The sequence below is a fragment of the Hydrogenophaga sp. LT287 genome, assembly GCF_055702805.1.
In genome coordinates this window covers 33540-50507 of the sequence record NZ_JBVPZC010000029.1, presented here as the reverse complement: position 1 = coordinate 50507, position 16968 = coordinate 33540, and the positions used below count along the sequence as shown (strand labels likewise).

General features: G+C 66.7%; 16 protein-coding genes, 1 pseudogene and 1 riboswitch. Of the genes and pseudogenes, 12 read left to right on the top strand and 5 right to left on the bottom strand.

From position 1 onward, the window contains the following. Both AC0GNR_RS16560 and AC0GNR_RS16555 read right to left on the bottom strand, forming a co-directional pair. On the bottom strand, positions 1 to 178 hold a 178-nt coding region (locus AC0GNR_RS16560), incomplete at its 3' end, for a helix-turn-helix domain-containing protein (RefSeq protein WP_472900050.1). A gap of 54 nt (positions 179 to 232) precedes the next feature. Beyond that, positions 233 to 1243, bottom strand: a pseudogene (locus AC0GNR_RS16555) (monovalent cation:proton antiporter-2 (CPA2) family protein); the annotation flags it as partial. A gap of 81 nt (positions 1244 to 1324) precedes the next feature. On the opposite strand from AC0GNR_RS16555, the gene AC0GNR_RS16550 reads away from it, so the two are divergent. The 8 genes from AC0GNR_RS16550 (at position 1325) to AC0GNR_RS16515 (ending at position 7691) form a co-directional block, all read left to right on the top strand. Next, positions 1325 to 2323: a KpsF/GutQ family sugar-phosphate isomerase gene (locus AC0GNR_RS16550; protein ID WP_472902003.1), complete on the top strand. Its 999-nt coding sequence runs from the start codon at positions 1325 to 1327 to the stop codon at positions 2321 to 2323. A 132-nt stretch (positions 2324 to 2455) separates the two neighbouring features. Continuing rightward, positions 2456 to 3022: a KdsC family phosphatase gene (locus AC0GNR_RS16545; protein ID WP_472902002.1), complete on the top strand. Its 567-nt coding sequence runs from the start codon at positions 2456 to 2458 to the stop codon at positions 3020 to 3022. Beyond that, positions 3019 to 3681, top strand: a complete 663-nt coding sequence (gene lptC / locus AC0GNR_RS16540; RefSeq protein WP_472902001.1) for an LPS export ABC transporter periplasmic protein LptC — start codon at positions 3019 to 3021, stop codon at positions 3679 to 3681. Before AC0GNR_RS16545 ends, lptC begins: the two co-directional genes overlap by 4 nt. 29 nt (positions 3682 to 3710) lie before the next feature. Next, on the top strand, positions 3711 to 4520 hold the full coding sequence (locus tag AC0GNR_RS16535) for an SDR family oxidoreductase (protein ID WP_472902000.1): 810 nt from the start codon (positions 3711 to 3713) through the stop codon (positions 4518 to 4520). A 124-nt stretch (positions 4521 to 4644) separates the two neighbouring features. Then, on the top strand, positions 4645 to 5607 hold the full coding sequence (locus AC0GNR_RS16530) for a sodium-dependent bicarbonate transport family permease (protein WP_472901999.1): 963 nt from the start codon (positions 4645 to 4647) through the stop codon (positions 5605 to 5607). Between the two features lie 14 nt (positions 5608 to 5621). Continuing rightward, positions 5622 to 5924 carry a P-II family nitrogen regulator gene (locus tag AC0GNR_RS16525; protein ID WP_472901998.1) on the top strand — a complete coding sequence of 101 codons (303 nt, stop codon included), beginning with the start codon at positions 5622 to 5624 and terminating at the stop codon, positions 5922 to 5924. A 134-nt stretch (positions 5925 to 6058) separates the two neighbouring features. Then, a complete protein-coding gene (locus AC0GNR_RS16520; protein WP_472901997.1) occupies positions 6059 to 6421 on the top strand; it encodes a c-type cytochrome in 363 nt (120 codons plus the stop codon). 7 nt (positions 6422 to 6428) lie between these two features. Then, complete coding sequence (locus tag AC0GNR_RS16515) at positions 6429 to 7691, top strand: FCSD flavin-binding domain-containing protein (protein WP_472901996.1); 1263 nt, start codon at positions 6429 to 6431, stop codon at positions 7689 to 7691. A gap of 153 nt (positions 7692 to 7844) precedes the next feature. Here the strand turns inward: AC0GNR_RS16515 and AC0GNR_RS16510 are convergent, their stop codons facing one another. Continuing rightward, a complete protein-coding gene (locus AC0GNR_RS16510) occupies positions 7845 to 8291 on the bottom strand; it encodes an RNA recognition motif domain-containing protein (protein ID WP_472901995.1) in 447 nt (148 codons plus the stop codon). Positions 8292 to 8579: 288 nt separating this feature from the next. Next, a complete protein-coding gene (locus tag AC0GNR_RS16505) occupies positions 8580 to 11543 on the bottom strand; it encodes a hypothetical protein (RefSeq protein WP_472901994.1) in 2964 nt (987 codons plus the stop codon). 193 nt (positions 11544 to 11736) lie between these two features. Beyond that, positions 11737 to 11809: riboswitch (SAM riboswitch) on the top strand. 72 nt (positions 11810 to 11881) lie between these two features. Between AC0GNR_RS16505 and metX the strand changes: the two genes are divergently transcribed. After that, positions 11882 to 13057: a homoserine O-succinyltransferase MetX gene (gene metX, locus AC0GNR_RS16500; protein ID WP_472901993.1), complete on the top strand. Its 1176-nt coding sequence runs from the start codon at positions 11882 to 11884 to the stop codon at positions 13055 to 13057. A 2-nt stretch (positions 13058 to 13059) separates the two neighbouring features. Continuing rightward, on the top strand, positions 13060 to 13641 hold the full coding sequence (gene metW / locus AC0GNR_RS16495) for a methionine biosynthesis protein MetW (protein WP_472901992.1): 582 nt from the start codon (positions 13060 to 13062) through the stop codon (positions 13639 to 13641). Positions 13642 to 13646: 5 nt separating this feature from the next. Here the strand turns inward: metW and AC0GNR_RS16490 are convergent, their stop codons facing one another. Continuing rightward, the gene (locus AC0GNR_RS16490; protein WP_472901991.1) at positions 13647 to 14348 is read right to left on the bottom strand and encodes a transglutaminase domain-containing protein; all 702 of its coding nucleotides are present in this window, start codon (positions 14346 to 14348) and stop codon (positions 13647 to 13649) included. Positions 14349 to 14670: 322 nt separating this feature from the next. Here AC0GNR_RS16490 and AC0GNR_RS16485 point away from each other — a divergent pair, with 322 nt between their 5' ends. Then, on the top strand, positions 14671 to 16404 hold the full coding sequence (locus AC0GNR_RS16485; RefSeq protein ID WP_472901990.1) for a methyl-accepting chemotaxis protein: 1734 nt from the start codon (positions 14671 to 14673) through the stop codon (positions 16402 to 16404). A gap of 20 nt (positions 16405 to 16424) precedes the next feature. Beyond that, positions 16425 to 16949 carry a chemotaxis protein CheW gene (locus AC0GNR_RS16480; RefSeq protein WP_472901989.1) on the top strand — a complete coding sequence of 175 codons (525 nt, stop codon included), beginning with the start codon at positions 16425 to 16427 and terminating at the stop codon, positions 16947 to 16949. The last annotated feature ends 19 nt before the right edge of the window (positions 16950 to 16968 follow it).

Here is a 16968-nt window from a genome sequence, read left to right as displayed (position 1 = left end):
TCGCACCCCAGCCGCCAGCGTCAAACAGATCGATAGCCGTTCGCACTGTCGGGTAGCTCAGCCCCGTCATCGTGACGATCTGCATGATCTTGGTGCCTTGTCTGTACAGCCTCACGACCTGTTTGCGTCGTTCGTGAAGTTGCTCCAGTGTCTGACTTCTTGCGCTTTCTTTTTCCATGACACTCTGATCGCGAAAATCAGACAAAGTTCAGACTTTAACGGGCCTTATCTATAGGTACAAGCCCACGCGCAACGACACACCGGTGCTGGCACCAAACAGGCGGGTCAGGCCGGTGATGAGCGCGAGCTTGAAGGCGAGCGACAGTGTGAGCAACAGCAGCACCAGCGGCCAGCGCTCGATCACCAGCCACCAGTCCAGCATCATGCCGATGGTGATGAAGAACAGGCCGAGCAACACGTCGTGAAACGGACGGATGTCGGTTTCCACCTGGTGCTTGTATTCGGTTTCCGAAATCAGCATGCCCGCCACAAAGGCGCCCAGCGCCAGCGACAGGCCGGCGTGTTCGGTCAGCCAGGCCAGCCCCAGCGTGATCAGCAGCAGGTTGAGCATGAAGAGTTCGTCGCTCTTTTGCCGCGCCACCAGCGTGAGCCACCAGCGCATCACCCGCTGACCGCCGGTGAGCAGCACACCCAGCAGCACCACGGCTTTCACCAGCGCCCAGCCCAGCGCTGGCAGCAGGTCTTCGGGCGCCGCGGCCAAGGCTGGAATCAGCACCAGCAAGGGCACCACCGCCAAGTCTTGAAACAGCAAAATGCCCACCACGCGCTTGCCGTGCTCGGACTCCAGTTCCAGCCGCTCGGCCAGCAGCTTGATGACGATGGCGGTGCTGCTCATGGCCATCACGCCGCCCAGCGCGAGAGCGATCTGCCACGACACGTTCCACCAGGTGGGCAGCAGCAGCGCCAGGCCCAGGGAGGCGCCGGTGGTGATCAGCACTGTCAGCAGCACCTGCGACATGCCCAGCCCAAACACGTGGCGCTTCATGCTGCGCAGCTTGGGCAGGCTGAATTCCAGCCCGATCACAAACATGAGAAACACCACGCCAAACTCAGCCAGGTAGCGCACACCGCTGGAGTTTTGCGCCAGCGCCAAGGCGTTGGGGCCAATGATCACACCCACCACCAGGTAACCCAGCATGGGCGGCAGCTTCAGCTGGCGGCAGGCCACCACACCCAGCACAGCGGCCAGCAGGTACAAGAGCGTGATGTCGAGCGAATTCATACCTTTGAATGGTAACGGGCGCCGGAGGCCATCAACCCGCGCCGGCGGGCGCCTGGGCGGTGCGGCGGCGATAATCGCGCCATGAGTTCACCCACCCCGTTTGACCCCCTGCGCGCTCGAGCGCTGGCCATTGAGACCCTGACCATTGAGGCCCTGGCTGTGACCGCCATGGCCGAGCGACTGGGTGACGCGTTTGCCCAGGCCACCCAGCTGGTGCTGAACAGCCAGGGCCGCGTGGTGGTGATGGGCATGGGCAAAAGTGGCCACATTGGCCGCAAGATCGCCGCCACGCTGGCGTCCACCGGTACGCCCGCCATGTTTGTGCACCCGGCCGAGGCCAGCCACGGTGACTTGGGCATGATCACCGCCGCCGACGTGGTGCTGGGCATCAGCAACAGCGGCGAGAGCGAAGAGCTCACCGTGTTGCTGCCGCTCATCAAGCGCATGGGCGTGCCCCTGGTGGCGCTCACCGGGCGCCCGCAGTCCACCCTGGGCCGCCATGCCGACGTGGTGCTCGATGCCTCAGTGGAAAAAGAAGCCTGCCCGCACAACCTGGCGCCCACCGCCAGCACCACCGCCCAGCTCGCCATGGGCGACGCGCTGGCCGTGGCGCTGCTCGATGCGCGCGGCTTCAAGGCCGATGATTTCGCCCGCTCGCACCCCGGCGGCGCGCTCGGGCGCAAGCTGCTCACGCATGTGAGCGACGTGATGCGCGCCAGCGCCGATGTGCCGCGCGTGCTGCTGGATGCCGACCTGATGACGCTGATGCGCGAGATCAGCGCCAAAGGCCTGGGCATGAGCGCCGTGGTGGACGCGGACGACCGCGTGCTGGGCATCTTCACCGACGGCGACCTGCGCCGCTTGATCGAAAAAACCGGCAGCAGCGCCGACTTGCGCAGCCTCACCGCGCGCGACGTGATGCACGCCAACCCGCGCACCGTGCGGTCCGATGCGTTGGCCGTCGAAGCCGCCGGCCTGATGGAGGCCAGCCGCATCACCAGCGTGCTGGTGGTGGACGGGGCGGGCCAGCTGTGTGGTGCGCTCAACAGCAACGATTTGATGCGCGCGAAAGTCATCTGACCCCCCGCGCCGCGCTGCGCGCGTCACCCCCCCAGGGGGCGGCGCTGGCGGCCTGGCGGAGCCAGTTCCGCGGCGCCCTGGGTTGGCGTTTCTTCACTCGGTGCTTTTGTCCTCCCCGGTTAGCATTGCTACATGTCCCTTGATCTGCCGCCGCTGCGCCCCACCTTGAACTTCGACCCCGAGCTGTTGCTGCGTGCGCAGCCGGTGCGGGTGGTGTTTTTTGACGTGGACGGTGTGCTGACCGATGGGGGCCTGTATTTCACCGAAGCCGGTGAGACGATCAAGCGCTTTCACACGCTGGACGGCCATGGCCTGAAGCTGCTGCAGCGTGCCGGCATCACGCCGGCGGTGGTGACCGGGCGCGACTCGGCCCCGCTGCGCAAGCGCCTGGAGGCGCTGGGTGTGGTGCACGTGCGCTACGGCACCGAAGACAAGCGCCCAGCGGCCGAGTCCATCTTGACCGAACTGGGGCTGGACTGGTCGGCCGCAGCCGCCATGGGCGACGACTGGCCCGACCTGCCGATGCTGCGCCGTGCCGCGTTGGCGTGCGCCCCTCCCACCGCCCACGCCGAGGTGCTGGCGCTGGCCCATGTGGTCACGCAGTGCCTGCCTGGGGCTGGTGCGGTGCGCGAGCTGTGCGACCTGCTGCTGGTGGCCCGTGGCGCCTACGCCGGCGAACTTGAGGCAGCCGCCCGGTGAGCAGCCCTGCGCCACTGCAACCTCTCGGCCCCGCAGCGCCCAGCCGGTCTTCGGCCTGGCGGCCCGGGCGCGTCTGGGACCAGGTGTCCATTTACCTGCCGGTGTTGCTCATGGGCCTGATGGCGCTGGCTTCTTACTGGCTGCTGCGCGCCACGCCCGAAGCGGCCTTGCCTGCGGTTGCCCGGCCGGTTACGCACGAGCCCGACTATTTCATGCGCCGCTTTTCCGTCAAGGTGTTTGACGCCGACGGCGTGTTGAAGAGTGAAATTTATGGTGCCGAAGCGCGCCACCGTCCCGACACCGACTCGGTGGAGATTGACCAGGCCCGCATCCGCTCGGTGCAGGCCGACGGCTTGCTCACCACGGCCACCGCACAGCGCATCACCAGCAACGGCGCACAGACCGAGTTTGTGCTGGAAGGCGACGCCGTGGTGGTGCGCGAGGCCGGGCGCACGGCCGCCGGCGCGGTGCTGCCACGGCTGGAATTTCGTGGCGACCTGTTGCAGGTGTTCACCGAGCCGCAGCGGCTGGTGTCCGACCGCCCGGTGACTGTGGTGCGCGGCAACGACCGCATCAACGCCGACTCGCTCGACTACCAGGGCGATGACCGGGTGGTTTTGTTCAAGGGCCGGGTCAAGGCCCAGCTGTCCCCGCGCTGAGCCAGCGCCCTCCACCCCAAGCCGCTTCTATGCCCGACACGCCAGCGCTCACCCCAGCCCCTTTGGCGTTCATCACCGGCGCCTCCAGCGGCATTGGCCAGGCGCTGGCCGCCCGCTTTGCCCGTGCCGGTTACCGGCTGGCGCTGGTGGCCCGGCGCACCGCCGACATGCAGGCCTGGGCCGACGCGCAGGGCCTGGGCACCGAGCGCTGCCGCATCTATGGCGCCGACGTGGCCGATGTGGACAGCATCGTGGCCGTGGGCCACGCCTGCCTGGCCGCGCAAGGTGTGCCCGACGTGGTCATTGCCAACGCCGGCGTGAGCATCGGCATGGACACGGCCGAGCCGGACGACATCCACGTCAAGGCCCGCACCTTCGCGATCAACAACACCGGCCTGGCCGCCACCTTCCACCCCTTTGTGACCGCCATGACCGGGCGGGGCAGCGGTGCGCTGGTGGGCATTGCCAGCGTGGCCGCCATTCGCGGCCTGCCCGGGCACGGCGCTTATTGCGCCAGCAAGGCCGCTGTGGTGGCCTACTGCGAAAGCCTGCGCGGCGAACTGCGCGGCAGCGGTGTGGCGGTGGTCACCCTGCTGCCGGGCTATGTGGACACGCCGCTGACGCAAAAAAACCGTTACAGCATGCCGTTTCTGATGAGCGCCGAAGCCTTTGCCGACCGCGCGTTTGATGCCATACAGGCGCGCACCAGTTACCGGGTGATTCCCTGGCAAATGGGCGTGGTGGCCAAGCTGCTGCGCCTGCTGCCCAACCCGCTGTTCGACCGCCTGTTGTCGGGGCGCCCGCGCAAGCACCGGCAAGCCCCCAAACCCGGGTCGTGACCCCCTGAACAGTGGGCCATCGCGCACAATCGGGGTCCATGATCCCTGACACCCCCTTGGACCACAGCAACCCGACTGCGCCGGCCACGCAGCCCTTCCCCCTGTCGTTCATGGAGTCCGTTCCATGATCGATGTGGTGGTGCTTTTCTTCCTGCTCGGTGTTTTTGCCCGCCTGGTCAAGAGCGACCTCCGGCTGCCTGAAGCCCTGTACGAAACGCTGTCGATCTACCTGCTGCTGGCCATCGGCCTGAAGGGTGGCATCGAGCTGAGCAAGCAACCCCTGCTTGACCTGCTGCCGCAGATGTTGGCCTGCATGGCGCTGGGCTTTGTCATTCCGTTTGTACTCACGCCGGTGTTGCGTGCGCTGGGCCTGAGCCGGGTCGATGCGGCGGCCATGGCCGCGCACTACGGCTCGGTCAGCGTGGTCACCTTCGCGGTGGCCAGCGCCTACCTGGCCGCTCAGGGCGTTGAAACCGAAGCCCATGCCGCCTTGTGGGTGGCCATCATGGAAGCGCCGGGCATCGTGGCGGGCATTTTGCTCGCCCGGCTGGGTGCGCCCCCAGCGCCGGGCGGTGCCAAGGCCCGCATCAACTGGGGCGAGCTGGGTCACGACGTGTTTTTTGGCAAGTCGGTGCTGCTGCTGGCGGGTGGGCTGATGATTGGTACCGTCATGGGCGAAGCCGGCACCGCGCCCATTGCACCGGTGTTCATGGCGCCCTTCAAAGGCGTGCTGGCGCTGTTTCTGCTCGAACTCGGTCTGGTGGCGGGCGGCCGCCTGGGTGCCTTGCGCCAGTACGGCCTGCGCATCATTGGTTTTGCCCTGATCGCGCCGCCGCTGCTGGCGGTGGGCGGGGCGCTCACCGGGGTGCTGCTGGGTTTGAGCACCGGCGGCGTGGCCATCATGGCCACGCTGGCGGCCAGCGCCAGCTACATCGCCGCACCCACGGCCATGCGCATGGCCGTGCCCGAAGCCAACGCCGCCCTGTCCATCACCGCCGCGCTGGGCCTCACCTTTCCGTTCAACATCGTGCTGGGCGTGCCGCTGTACCTTGAGCTGGCGCGCTGGCTCCAAAACCTGTTCGCCTGAAGGCTGCACCCGCCATGGAAAAACACGCCCGAACCCTGCTGGTCATCATCACCGAGGCAGCCATTGAAAAGCGGCTGGTGGCCGACAGCCAACGGCTGGGAGCGCAAGGCTACACCGTGCACGATGTGCGCGGTGGCAGCCGCCTGAGCACGCGCGAAGCCCTGTGGGAGGCCGACCGCAGCATCGAAATGAAGCTCATCTGCTCCGCCGAGGTGGCCGATGCCATTGCGCGCCACGTGCTCGCCACCTACGCACCCCACTACAGCCTGACCTTGTTTTTCTCAGGCGTTGACGTGGTGCGAGCCGAAAAATTCTGAGCCTGCAGCCTGGCATGCGCCAGCCACTGGTCGCCTGACTGGCGGAGTTTGTCGGGCCGCGTTGTGCGGCCGGCTTGACATCGTGGCCGGGTGTTGCAACATGCAAACATCTGTCGTGCACACCCAGGTTTTACATGGCCAAGAACCACCAGCGCTTGATCGATCGCCCGCGTGAATGGGCAAAAAAGGGCCGGCGCATGGCGCTGATGGGCGCAGTGGCCTGGCCATTGGGTGCCTGGGCGCAAGCGCCAGCCTTAGACCCGGCCGCCTTCCAGGTCAAGCTGTGGGCCGCGAGCTGCATGGCTTGCCACGGCACCGACGGCCGTGCCGAGGGCACCGGCCTGACGATTGGAGGGCGCCCGGCCCAAGACCTGCTGGGCAAGCTGCTGGGCTACAAGAGCGGTAAATTGCCCGCCACGATCATGCACCAGCATGCCAAGGGCTACAGCGACGACGAGCTGTCGCGCATCGCGGACTATTTTTCCAGCCTGAAGTGAGACCGGCATGATCCAACGACGCGTTTTTCTCAAGGCTGGACTGGTTGCTGCTGCTGCAGTGGCGGCACCCCACGTGGCGGCGCAGGCCGGTGAGCGGGTGGTGGTCATTGGCGGTGGCTTCGGTGGTGCCACCGCGGCCCGGTATTTGCGCCGCCTCAACCCGGCGTTGCAGGTGACGCTGGTGGAACCCGCCGGTGAATTCGTCATGTGTCCCATGAGCAACCGGGTGATTCACGGTGGGCTGCAACTGCGTGATATTTCCCGGCCCTACAGCCGTTTTGTGGCCAACAACGGGTTGCGCTGGGTGCGTGCACGGGCGGACAGTATCGACCTGTCGGCGCGCGAGGTGCGTGCGGGTGCCGAGCGGCTGCCGTACGACCGGCTGATCGTTTCACCCGGTGTGGACTATGTGTACGACGGCATCGAGGGCCTGGGCACGCCAGCCCAGCAGGCCCGCGTGCCCCACGCCTGGAAGGCCGGCGAGCAAACCCAGCAGCTGCGCAACATGCTGCAGGCGCTGCCCGACGATGGCGTGGTGGCCATGACCATCCCCAAGGTGCCTTACCGCTGCCCGCCTGGCCCTTACGAGCGGGCCAGCCTGATTGCCCATTACCTGCAGACCCGAAAGCCCAAGGCCAAGCTGCTGGTGTTCGACGCCAATCCCGAGATTCAGGCCAAGAAGGGTCTGTTTGAAGCCGTCTGGAAAAGCCGCTACGGCGGCCGTATCGAATACGTGCCCAACGCCGACCTCAAGGGTGTGGACACCCAGGCGGGGGTTCTTGAATTTGACGTGCAGGGCAAGGTCAAGGCCCAGGTCATCAATGTGATTCCACCCCAGCGGGCCGGCGCCATTGCGCGCAGCAGCGGGCTGGCCAATGTGGCCAACCGGTGGTGCGGTGTCGATTTTCTCAGTTACGAGTCGACCGTGGCCCAAGGGGTGTACGTGCTGGGCGACTCGATTGCGGGTGCGCCGGGCATGCCCAAGTCGGGCCACATGGCCAACCAGGAGGGCAAGGTCTGTGCTGGCGCCATTGCCGCCCAGTCGCTCGGCATGGGCGTGCCCACGGAGCCCATCATTGCCAACACCTGCTACAGCTTTGTGTCGCAAAGCGAAGTGATCCATGTGGCGGCCGTGTACCGCTACGACGCCGCCAAGAAAATCATGGTGCCCGCCCCTGGGGCTGGCGGGGTGTCGGCCCAACCCAGCACCATGGAAGGCCTCTACGCCATGGCCTGGGCCACCAACATCATGAACGACACCCTGGGTTGAGCGGCCTGGTTGAGGGTTGGCTACGGATCGAGCCGGCCCCGCTACCCGACGCGCCATGAAAAAAGCCCCGCGGCATGCCGAGGGGCTTTTTTTCTTGCACCGACCGGCTGCGGGAGCTGGCTCGGTGCTGTTCAGAGCTGAGGCGCTGAGCGATTAATAACCGCCACGGCCACCGCCGCCACCGCCGTCACGACGGCCACCGCCACCGTAGGGGCTGCGGAAACCGCCGTCGCCGCCGGAACGGTCGCCACCGCCACCGTAGCCGCCACCGCCGGAACGGTCACCGCCACCACCAAAGCCACCGCCACCACCGCGGGGGCCGCCGAAGCCGCCGGTGCGGGGAGGACGTGCTTCCATCGGACGGGCTTCGTTCACCACCAGGCTGCGACCGCCCAGGGACTGGCCGTTCATGCCTTCAACAGCGGCTTGCGCTTCGGCGTCGTTGCCCATTTCGACAAAGCCGAAACCTTTGGAGCGGCCGGTGTCACGTTCCATCATGACCTTGGCGCTGTTGACAGAGCCGTAGGCGCTGAAAGCTTGCTGCAGGTCTTCGTCGCGGACGGTGTAGGGCAGGTTGCCCACGTACAGTTTGTTGCCCATGGTTGGGACTCCTAGTAACACTGATAAAAATAGCGATGGAGCCCCGTTAGCAAACAAAACCTGTAGCACGCGAAACCAACCGATCACTTGTCAAGCGAGCGTTTCGGACGCGCGCGCTGCGATTATGCGCGCAATGCCGCAGAAACAGGGACTATTTTTCGATGGCGATCGGCGCCCTTGTTGGCCGATGCGCCATAACAACACCCACGGTGCCAGGGCCCGGCAACGCGCCGGCGCCGGGCCTGTTTGGTCGCCGCGTTCAGCCCCGATCCTGGCGTGTGGGCGTGTTTATGTGCCGCTGGCTGTGACCGTGCAGCGCACCAAAAAGGTGAGTGCCGCCCCGGCCGGGAAGTTGCTCGCGATCACGCCCGACGGGCCCAGCAGGTCGGCGGGCGCGGCCGGGCAACTGGCTGCCACCGGGCCGCCGCCGCTGGCGCTGCAGGACGTGACGCTGCAACTGCTCAGGCCTGCGCCGGGCACATCGGTGAGCACGGCGCCGTCGGCGCTGGACGGGCCATTGTTGGTAAACACCACGCTGTAGGTGGTGGTGGTGCCGGTCACCACGGTGTCGGTGCCGTTGGTTTTACTCACGTTCAGGTTGGCGTTGCAGTTGAGCGTGGTGCTGGCGGTGCCGGTGTTGTTGGCGGGTGTGCTGTCGGCGTAGGGCGCCTGGAAACCGCTCACGGTGGCGGTGTTGATCACCGGTCCGCTGCAGGCGGTGTTGCTCACCCGCACGGTGCCGGTGATGGCCGCGAGATCGGTGCTGGCCGCGATGGGCAGTGGTGCGGTGCTGTCACAAGTGAGGGTCTGGCCAGCCTGCGAGCAGTTCCAGCCCATGGGCGCGACCGGGTTGGTGAGCGTGAGGCCGGCGGGCAGGGTGTCCACCACGCGCACCGCGCCGTTGGACAGCACACGGGTGGTGGTGCTGGTGTTGCTGGCTTCGGTGGCCTGGTTGGCGCTGAACGTCAGGTCGCTGATGGCGCGCCCGTTGTTGCGGGGTGTCAGCGTGTAGGTCAGCGTCTGGCCGGCGGTCACGCTGGCGGGTGCGGTTTTGGTGATCGACAGATCGCCCTGCAGGCACACGTCTTCCTGGCTCAAGCCGCTGGGCAGACCCGAATAGTTGCTGCCACCGACCGTGGTGCCTGGCCCGGGGTTGGTTTCGTAACCGGTGTTGGCGGTGCCGCCCACTTGGGCGCCATCCCGGTTGGCGGTGTTGTTCACCGCGGGCGTGATCTCGCGCCCGGCGGTGCTGCGCGTGGGGTCCAGGTACTTCACGCCGGCCGGATTGTGGAAACAACCCACCGGCGCGCTGGCCGGCACGTTGACGACAAAGCTCAGGGTGACGCTGCCGGGAATGTTGTTGGCCAGGCCAGGAAGGGTCAGGTTGGCCCAGACCGGAGCGCCGGCGGGGGCGCCGTTGGTGCTGAGGTTGGCTGTGGTGCCCGGACTGCCGGCCACCGCAGGCAGGCCCGGCGTGGCACCTTCCACAAAGCCGCCCCAGCTGCTGGCTGAAAGCGCGGGCGCGAACGTCAGCGCGCTGGTTTGGGCAAAGGTCCAGCCTGGCGGCAGCGTGTTGTCCACCAGGTCGGCACCCAGGGCCGCGCCGCCGCTGTTGCTCACCACAATGGTGTAGCTCACCGACGTGGCGCCGGCCGTGGTGACGGTGGGCGTGAGGGTGCGTTTGGTGACCGTGAGGTTGGGCAGGCACTGGGCGCTGGGCCGGGTACTGAACGAGCTGTCGCCCGGGGTGGTGTTGCTGCCGGGGGCGCCCGGGGTGGCGCCGTGGGCGGCACCGCCCACCGGGTTGCCGCCGGTGTTGGTGGTGCCGTTCAGCGCTCCGGGCACATTCACCGCCGTGGCGGCACCCGAACGAATGACCACGCCGCCCGCGCCGCCACCGCCGCCGGCGTGGGCCGGGCTGCCGCCCAGGTACGAGTCACCGCCCGCGCCACCGCTGGCATTGACGGTGACCCCGCCCAAGCCACCGCCCACGCTCATCAGCACCGCAGAACCACCCGCGCCGCCGCCGCCCGAGCCGTCGTTGAGGGGCTGTGTGCGGCCCGCAGCGCCGTTGGCGTTGACGGTGCCGGTACCGCTCATGCTGCCTGCGCGCACGACCACGATGCCACCGCCGGCCCCGCCGCTGGAGTTGATGGGGGTCGTACCGTCGTTGTTGCTGCCACCGGCGCCGCCACCGCCGCCCATCACCACCCGGTTCGGGGCTGCCGAGGCGAATGCGCCGCCGCCGATACCGCGCAGGTCGACGTCCGACGCGGTGAACACGCCGGCCCAGTCGGCGTTCTTCCAGCCATAGGCACCAAAGCCGCCGATACCGCCGTTGCCGCCACCGCCGCCGCCGCCGTTGTCGCGCCCGTTGTTTCGGTTGTCGCCGCCGCCGCCCGCGTTGCCGGGGGCGCCGCGACCCATGTCACCGTCGGCGTAGCCACCCCAGGTGTCGCCGAGGTCGCTGCGAACGCTGTTTTCCTGGTCAAGGACCCAGCGCGGCGTTCCCCCGATGCCTTCGCCTTTGGGTGCGTGCTGGTTGCTGGCAAATGTGGCCACGTAGTCTGGCGTGGCGTCGGTGTCCTGACCACCCGTCCACTGCACGCCGCCGCCGCCCCTGAAACCCCGCCCGGCCACATCCACCGTCTGGCCGTTCCAGTTCAGCGCGCCCGCCACGTCCAGCACCACCACGCCGCCTGTGCTGCCATTCCAATAGGGCGCGTTCACCGTACCGGTGAGGGTCAGCGCCGAATGCTGTGGCACGCGAATCACCTGGAACGTGCGGCGGTTGGTGGCGGTGGCGGCGTCCTGCACGTAGGCGGATGTGAGCGGGGAGCCGCGCAGGTCCAGCGAGGTGGAGGTGGTGCCTGCACCGGCGCGCACGTACTCGTAGCGCCCGGCCAGGCAGCTGCCGGCCGGGTCGGTGTAGCCGCGGCCGGTGCCGTTGCCTGCGCCGTAGTTGCTGGTGTTGGTGGTGTTCAGGTTGGCGCACTGCATCTGCATCACCACCACCAGGTCGCCGGGTGCCACGGCCGTGGCGGCGCCGCGTGACACGCCCAGCGCGATACTGGTGCTGGGCGCGCTGTAGCTGCCGGCGGCCGGCGGGTAGTAGGTGTTCACGGCGCCGCTGCTGGCGGCGGTACCGTCGCGGCCGGGCGCCGCACAGGTTTGGGCCTGTGCGCTCAAGGCGGCGCACAAAACCAGCGCCAATCCGGCGCGGGTCCATGCTGCTGGGTCGTAAAAATTCATGGTGGTGGGGTCTGGGGCAGCGGTGCCCCAAACGGGCGTCAGGCTAATACTAAATAGTGCGGATTGTTGCACTCAGGTCGGCGCCAAGCGGCTGGACGCGCCAGCCACAGCGCCGTTTGCGGGTTTTTCGCACGGCTTTGGCCATCCAGAGCCGCGTCTGCGCTGGGCTGCACGCGGCAGCGCTTCAATTTATACTCGCCCCAGCGCCGATTTGATCCAGATTGCGGGCGCTTTAGAAATGCCGCTAAAGGGGGGATTCCCGGCCTCGCCTTTGAAACACTCGTGTTGGGCGGCGCCGGGTTTTTGTTTTTTGGACCCTGCCCAGCAGGGAATGCCCAGTGATCGTCACGCCCCAAACGTTCCGATTTGACCAACCGCTGCCCTTGCGCAGCGGCGCCGTGCTGCCCTCCTACGAGCTGGTGGTGGAAACCTACGGCACGCTCAACGCCGACCGCTCCAACGCGGTGCTGGTGTGCCACGCGCTCAACGCTTCGCACCATGTGGCCGGCGTGCATGCCGACGCGCAGGGCCAGCCGCTGCCGCGCAGCGAAGGCTGGTGGCACAACATGATCGGTCCTGGCAAGCCGCTGGACACCGACAGCTATTTCGTCATCGGCGTCAACAACCTCGGCTCCTGCTTTGGCTCCACCGGCCCCACGCACACCAACCCCGCCACCGGCCAGCCCTGGGGGGCCGACTTTCCGGTCGTCACGGTGGAAGACTGGGTGGACGCGCAAGCCCGCCTGCTCGACGTGATGGGCATCCAGACGCTGGCCGCCGTGATGGGTGGCAGCCTGGGCGGCATGCAGACGCTGAGCTGGACGCTGCAATACCCCGAGCGCGTGCGCCACGCCGTGGTGGTGGCCAGCGCGCCCAACCTCACGGCCGAAAACATCGCATTCAACGAAGTGGCCCGCCGCGCCATCGTGACCGACCCCGATTTCTGCGGGGGCCACTACCTGCGCGAAGGCACTCTGCCCCGGCGCGGCCTGCGCATCGCCCGCATGATTGGGCACATCACGTATTTGAGCGACGACGTGATGAATGAAAAGTTTGGCCGCAAGCTGCGGGCGGTCGATGGTGAAGATCCTGTCGCGGTGGCCGAGCTGGCCTACCGCTACAGCACCCAGGACGTCGAGTTCCAGATCGAGAGCTACCTGCGTTACCAGGGCGACAAGTTCAGCGAATACTTTGACGCCAACACCTACCTGCTGATCACCCGCGCGCTGGACTACTTCGACCCCGCGCGCGAGCACGGCGGCTCGCTCAGCACCGCGCTGGCCCGCGCCAAGGCCAAGTTTCTGCTCATCAGCTTCACTACCGACTGGCGTTTTTCACCCGCGCGCAGCCGCGAAATGGTGAAGGCGCTGCTGGAAAACGGCCGCGACGTGAGCTACGCCGAAATTGACGCGCCCCACGGCCACGACGCCTTTTTGCTCGACGACCCGCGCTACCACCAGGCCGTGCGCGCTTACTTTCAGCACACCGTGCGCGCCAGCGTGGGAGGGAACTGACCATGGCCGAACACAGCGTGATGGAATCCATTGCCCGCCTGGTGCCGCCCGGCTCCCGCGTGCTTGACCTTGGTTGCGGTGACGGCGCCCTGCTGGCCCACCTGCAGGCCACCCGCGCCTGCACCGGCTACGGCGTGGAAATTGACGACGCCAAGGTGCTCGCCTGCGTGAAGCGCGGCGTCAACGTGTTGCAGCTCAATCTGGAAGGCGGGCTCACCATGTTTGGTGATGACGCGTTTGACGTGGTGCTGCAGATTGACACCTTGCAACACCTGCGCAACGCCCAGACCATGTTGCTGGAAACCGCCCGGGTGGGGCGCCTGGGCATCGTGGCGTTTCCCAATTTTGCCCACTGGCCCAACCGCCTGGCCGTGCTGCAGGGCCACATGCCGGTGACCAAACGCCTGCCCTACCAGTGGTACGACACGCCCAACATCCGCGTGGGCACCTACCGAGACTTCGAGGTGCTGGCGCGCCGCAACGGCCTCACCATTGAAGACAGCTTTGGCCTGCACGAGGGCCGCGAAGTGCGCAGCCTGCCCAACCTGCTGGCCAGTACCGCGGTGTTTCGCTTCAAGCGGTGAACCGGTCAGGGCGCGGCTGACGCAGCCCCTGTTTCGCGGGCGGCATCGGCAGCGAAGTCGCCGGTCACGGCGGAGCCGACCAGCAAGCCTGGATAAATTTCGGCAAACGTGGCCGCAATCTGTGCCAGCGGCAGATCGTCAAAAGGCCCACGCTCGGCCACGTACTCCATGTGCCGCTGGCCGCTGCGGTCAAACGGGTGGTAGAGCGAGTCGTGCACGCCGTCGAATTCCAGCGGCAGCAGCCCAAACTTGTCGCACAGCTCCACGTTGAAGGCGGGTGTGGCCTTGCGCCAGGCACCGTCCAGCCACAGCTCGGTGTAGCCGTGCCAGGCAAACACGTCGGTTTTCATGGTGTCGCGCAGCCGCTGGGTAGACAAATGGTTGCGCACATCGGCAAACCCCAGCCGCGCCGGTATGCCCGCCGCCCGCGCCACCGCTGCCAGCACCACCGCCTTGGGCACGCACCAGCCATGGCCTTGCTGCAAAGCCGTGCTGGCGCGCATGCCCTGGGCTGACAGGTCGATGCGGTAGGGGTCGTAGCGCAGCTGGTCGCGCACGGCCCGGTAGATCGACACCGCCTGGTCGCGCGCGGTGGCGCCCTGGGCGTGGGCTTGTGCAAACGCCACCACGGCGGGGTGTTGGCTGTCGATGCAGGACGTGGGGGCCAGGTGGCGCGCGTCGGGTTCGGTGTGGGGGGTGCTTGGCATAGCAAGCAAGGTACCAGAACGTGGCCGCCGAAGCGACACCCGCGCGACTGCCCGCGCGGGCCGTGCGCCACAGAAGATGCCAAAGGGGTGCCACCAAAGTGCCATTTGATTTGCATCAAGGTTTGGGAAATGCCTGGCCAAAGCGGGTCTTCTTTCTTATTTTCCGCACTTCAGTCCGCAGGGTTTGCGCCGATATTTTTTCCAGACAAACCGGAATTCAGGCCGCCAAGGCCCATGGGCATGCCGGTGCGTTGTGTGCGGGGCTTGGTGCCCGCCCGCTGCACACACCTTCACCTTCAGGCAGCTTCGGACAGGAAAAAACATGGGAAATGGTTCAACTTTTGGCATTGCCAAGCGCTTGTATGCGGTGAGCGTGGCGATTGCCGTGGCTTTGGCCGCCTTGGGCGCCTATGCCTACATCACGCTGCACAACGCCAGCGATCTGGCGGCGTTCACTGAAGAAAACCGGGTGGCCCAGCTCAATGCCATGGGCGAGCTTGAACTCAATGTGACCCAGGTGTCGCTGCAGATCCGCCACGCCATTTTGGCGCGCACCCCACAAGAGCAGCAGGAAGCGCTGGCTTACATCGCCAGCAAGCGCCAGAACATGGACGCGGTGCTGGCAGCCTTCGAGCAGCGCCTGTTTTCCCCCGAGGGCAAGGCGCATTTCGGCAGCTTGCCGCCGGTGTTGGCGGCTTTCTGGAAAGCGGGCGAAGCCAACGTTGCGCTGATCCAGCAAGGCCAGAAAGACGAGGCTTTTGCGTACCTGGTGGACGTGACCATTCCCGCTCGCAACGTGTTGCTCAAGGCCATTGTTGACGGCAAGGCGATTCAGGGCACGGGTTTGACGCAGGACATCAACCGCATTGAAAGCAGCGTGGTCATCACCTCCAACCTGATCACCGCTGCAGCGCTGGCCATTGCCTTGGCGCTGCTGGCTTTTTCGGCTTATGTGGCGGGGGTGTTGCGTGGCCGGGTGGCGTTGTCGCAGGCGGTGGCTGAGCGCGTGCGCGACGGCGATCTGAGTACCGACGTGCGCGACGACGCCCGCGACGAATTCACGCCCCTGCTGAGCGCCCTGCGCGATATGCAGGGCTCGCTGACCCGTGTGGTGTCTGGCGTGCGCCAGAGTGCTGACGGCGTGGCCACGGCCAGCGCCCAGATTGCCCAGGGCAACGCCGACCTCTCCAGCCGCACCGAGCAGCAGGCCAGCGCGCTGGAAGAAACCAGCGCCTCCATGGAAGAAATGGGCTCCACCGCGCGCCAAAACGCCGACAACGCCCAGCAGGCCAGCCAGTTGGCTACCAGCGCCAGCCATGTCGCCGTGCAAGGCGGCGAGGTGGTGAGCCAGGTGGTGCAGACCATGAAGGACATCAACGACAGCAGCAGGAAGATCAGCGACATCATTGGCGTGATCGACGGCATCGCGTTCCAGACCAATATCTTGGCGCTCAACGCGGCGGTGGAAGCCGCCCGCGCAGGCGAGCAAGGCCGGGGCTTTGCGGTGGTGGCGGGCGAGGTGCGCAACCTGGCGCAGCGCAGTGCCGAGGCGGCCAAAGAAATCAAGGGCCTGATCAACGCCAGCGTGGAGCGCGTGGCGCAAGGCACGGCGTTGGTGGACCGTGCGGGCTCGACCATGCAGGAAATTGTGGGCTCGATTCAGCGCGTGAGCGACATTGTGGGCGAAATCAGCAGCGCCAGCCGCGAGCAAAACGCGGGCGTGGGCCAGGTCAGTGAAGCCGTGACCCAAATGGACCAGGCCACCCAGCAAAACGCTGCGCTGGTGGAAGAAAGTGCGGCGGCCGCCGCTAGCCTGCAAAACCAGGCCCAGCAGCTGGTGCAGGCGGTCAGCGTGTTCAAGCTCTCGGGTGCGCCAGGCAGCATGGCCGCGGTGCGTGCTGCGCCGCAGCCCAAGCCGTTGCACGCCCAGCCCGCGGGCCGCACCCCGGCCTTGCCGCGCGCCACCCCAGCGCCGGCCCCTGCCGCAAAAGCCATCGAGTCCGCACGCGCCCCGGCCAGCAGCCGCCGCGACGCGGACGAGTGGGAAAGTTTCTAAACCCCAGCCCGGAGCACGCCATGGACATGCGTCACGAAGCCACCCACCTGGCCCAACAAGACAGCGCGCGCAAGGCCGCCGCTGCCACGGCCCAAAAAGCCGAATTCCTCACCCTGCGCCTGGGCGCAGAAGAGTACGGCATCGACATCCTGCGCGTGCAGGAAATCCGCTCCTACGAAGAGCCCACCCGCATCGCCAACGCGCCGAGCTTCATCAAAGGCGTGGTCAACCTGCGCGGCGTGATCGTGCCGGTGGTGGACCTGCGCATCAAGCTCGGCTGCAACACCGTCGAATACAACGGCCTGACCGTGGTGGTGGTGCTCAACGTGCACGGCCGCGTGGTGGGTGCGGTGGTGGACTCGGTGTCGGATGTGCTGGAGCTCAGCCAAGACCTGATCAAGCCCGCGCCCGAGATGAACACCACGGTAGACACCAGCTTCATCACCGGCATTGCCAGCGTGGGTGAACGCATGTTGATTTTGATGGACATCGACGCGCTCATGAGCAGCGCCGACATGGGCCTCATGGACACACACCACGCTTAATTTTTTCCAGGTTACTTTC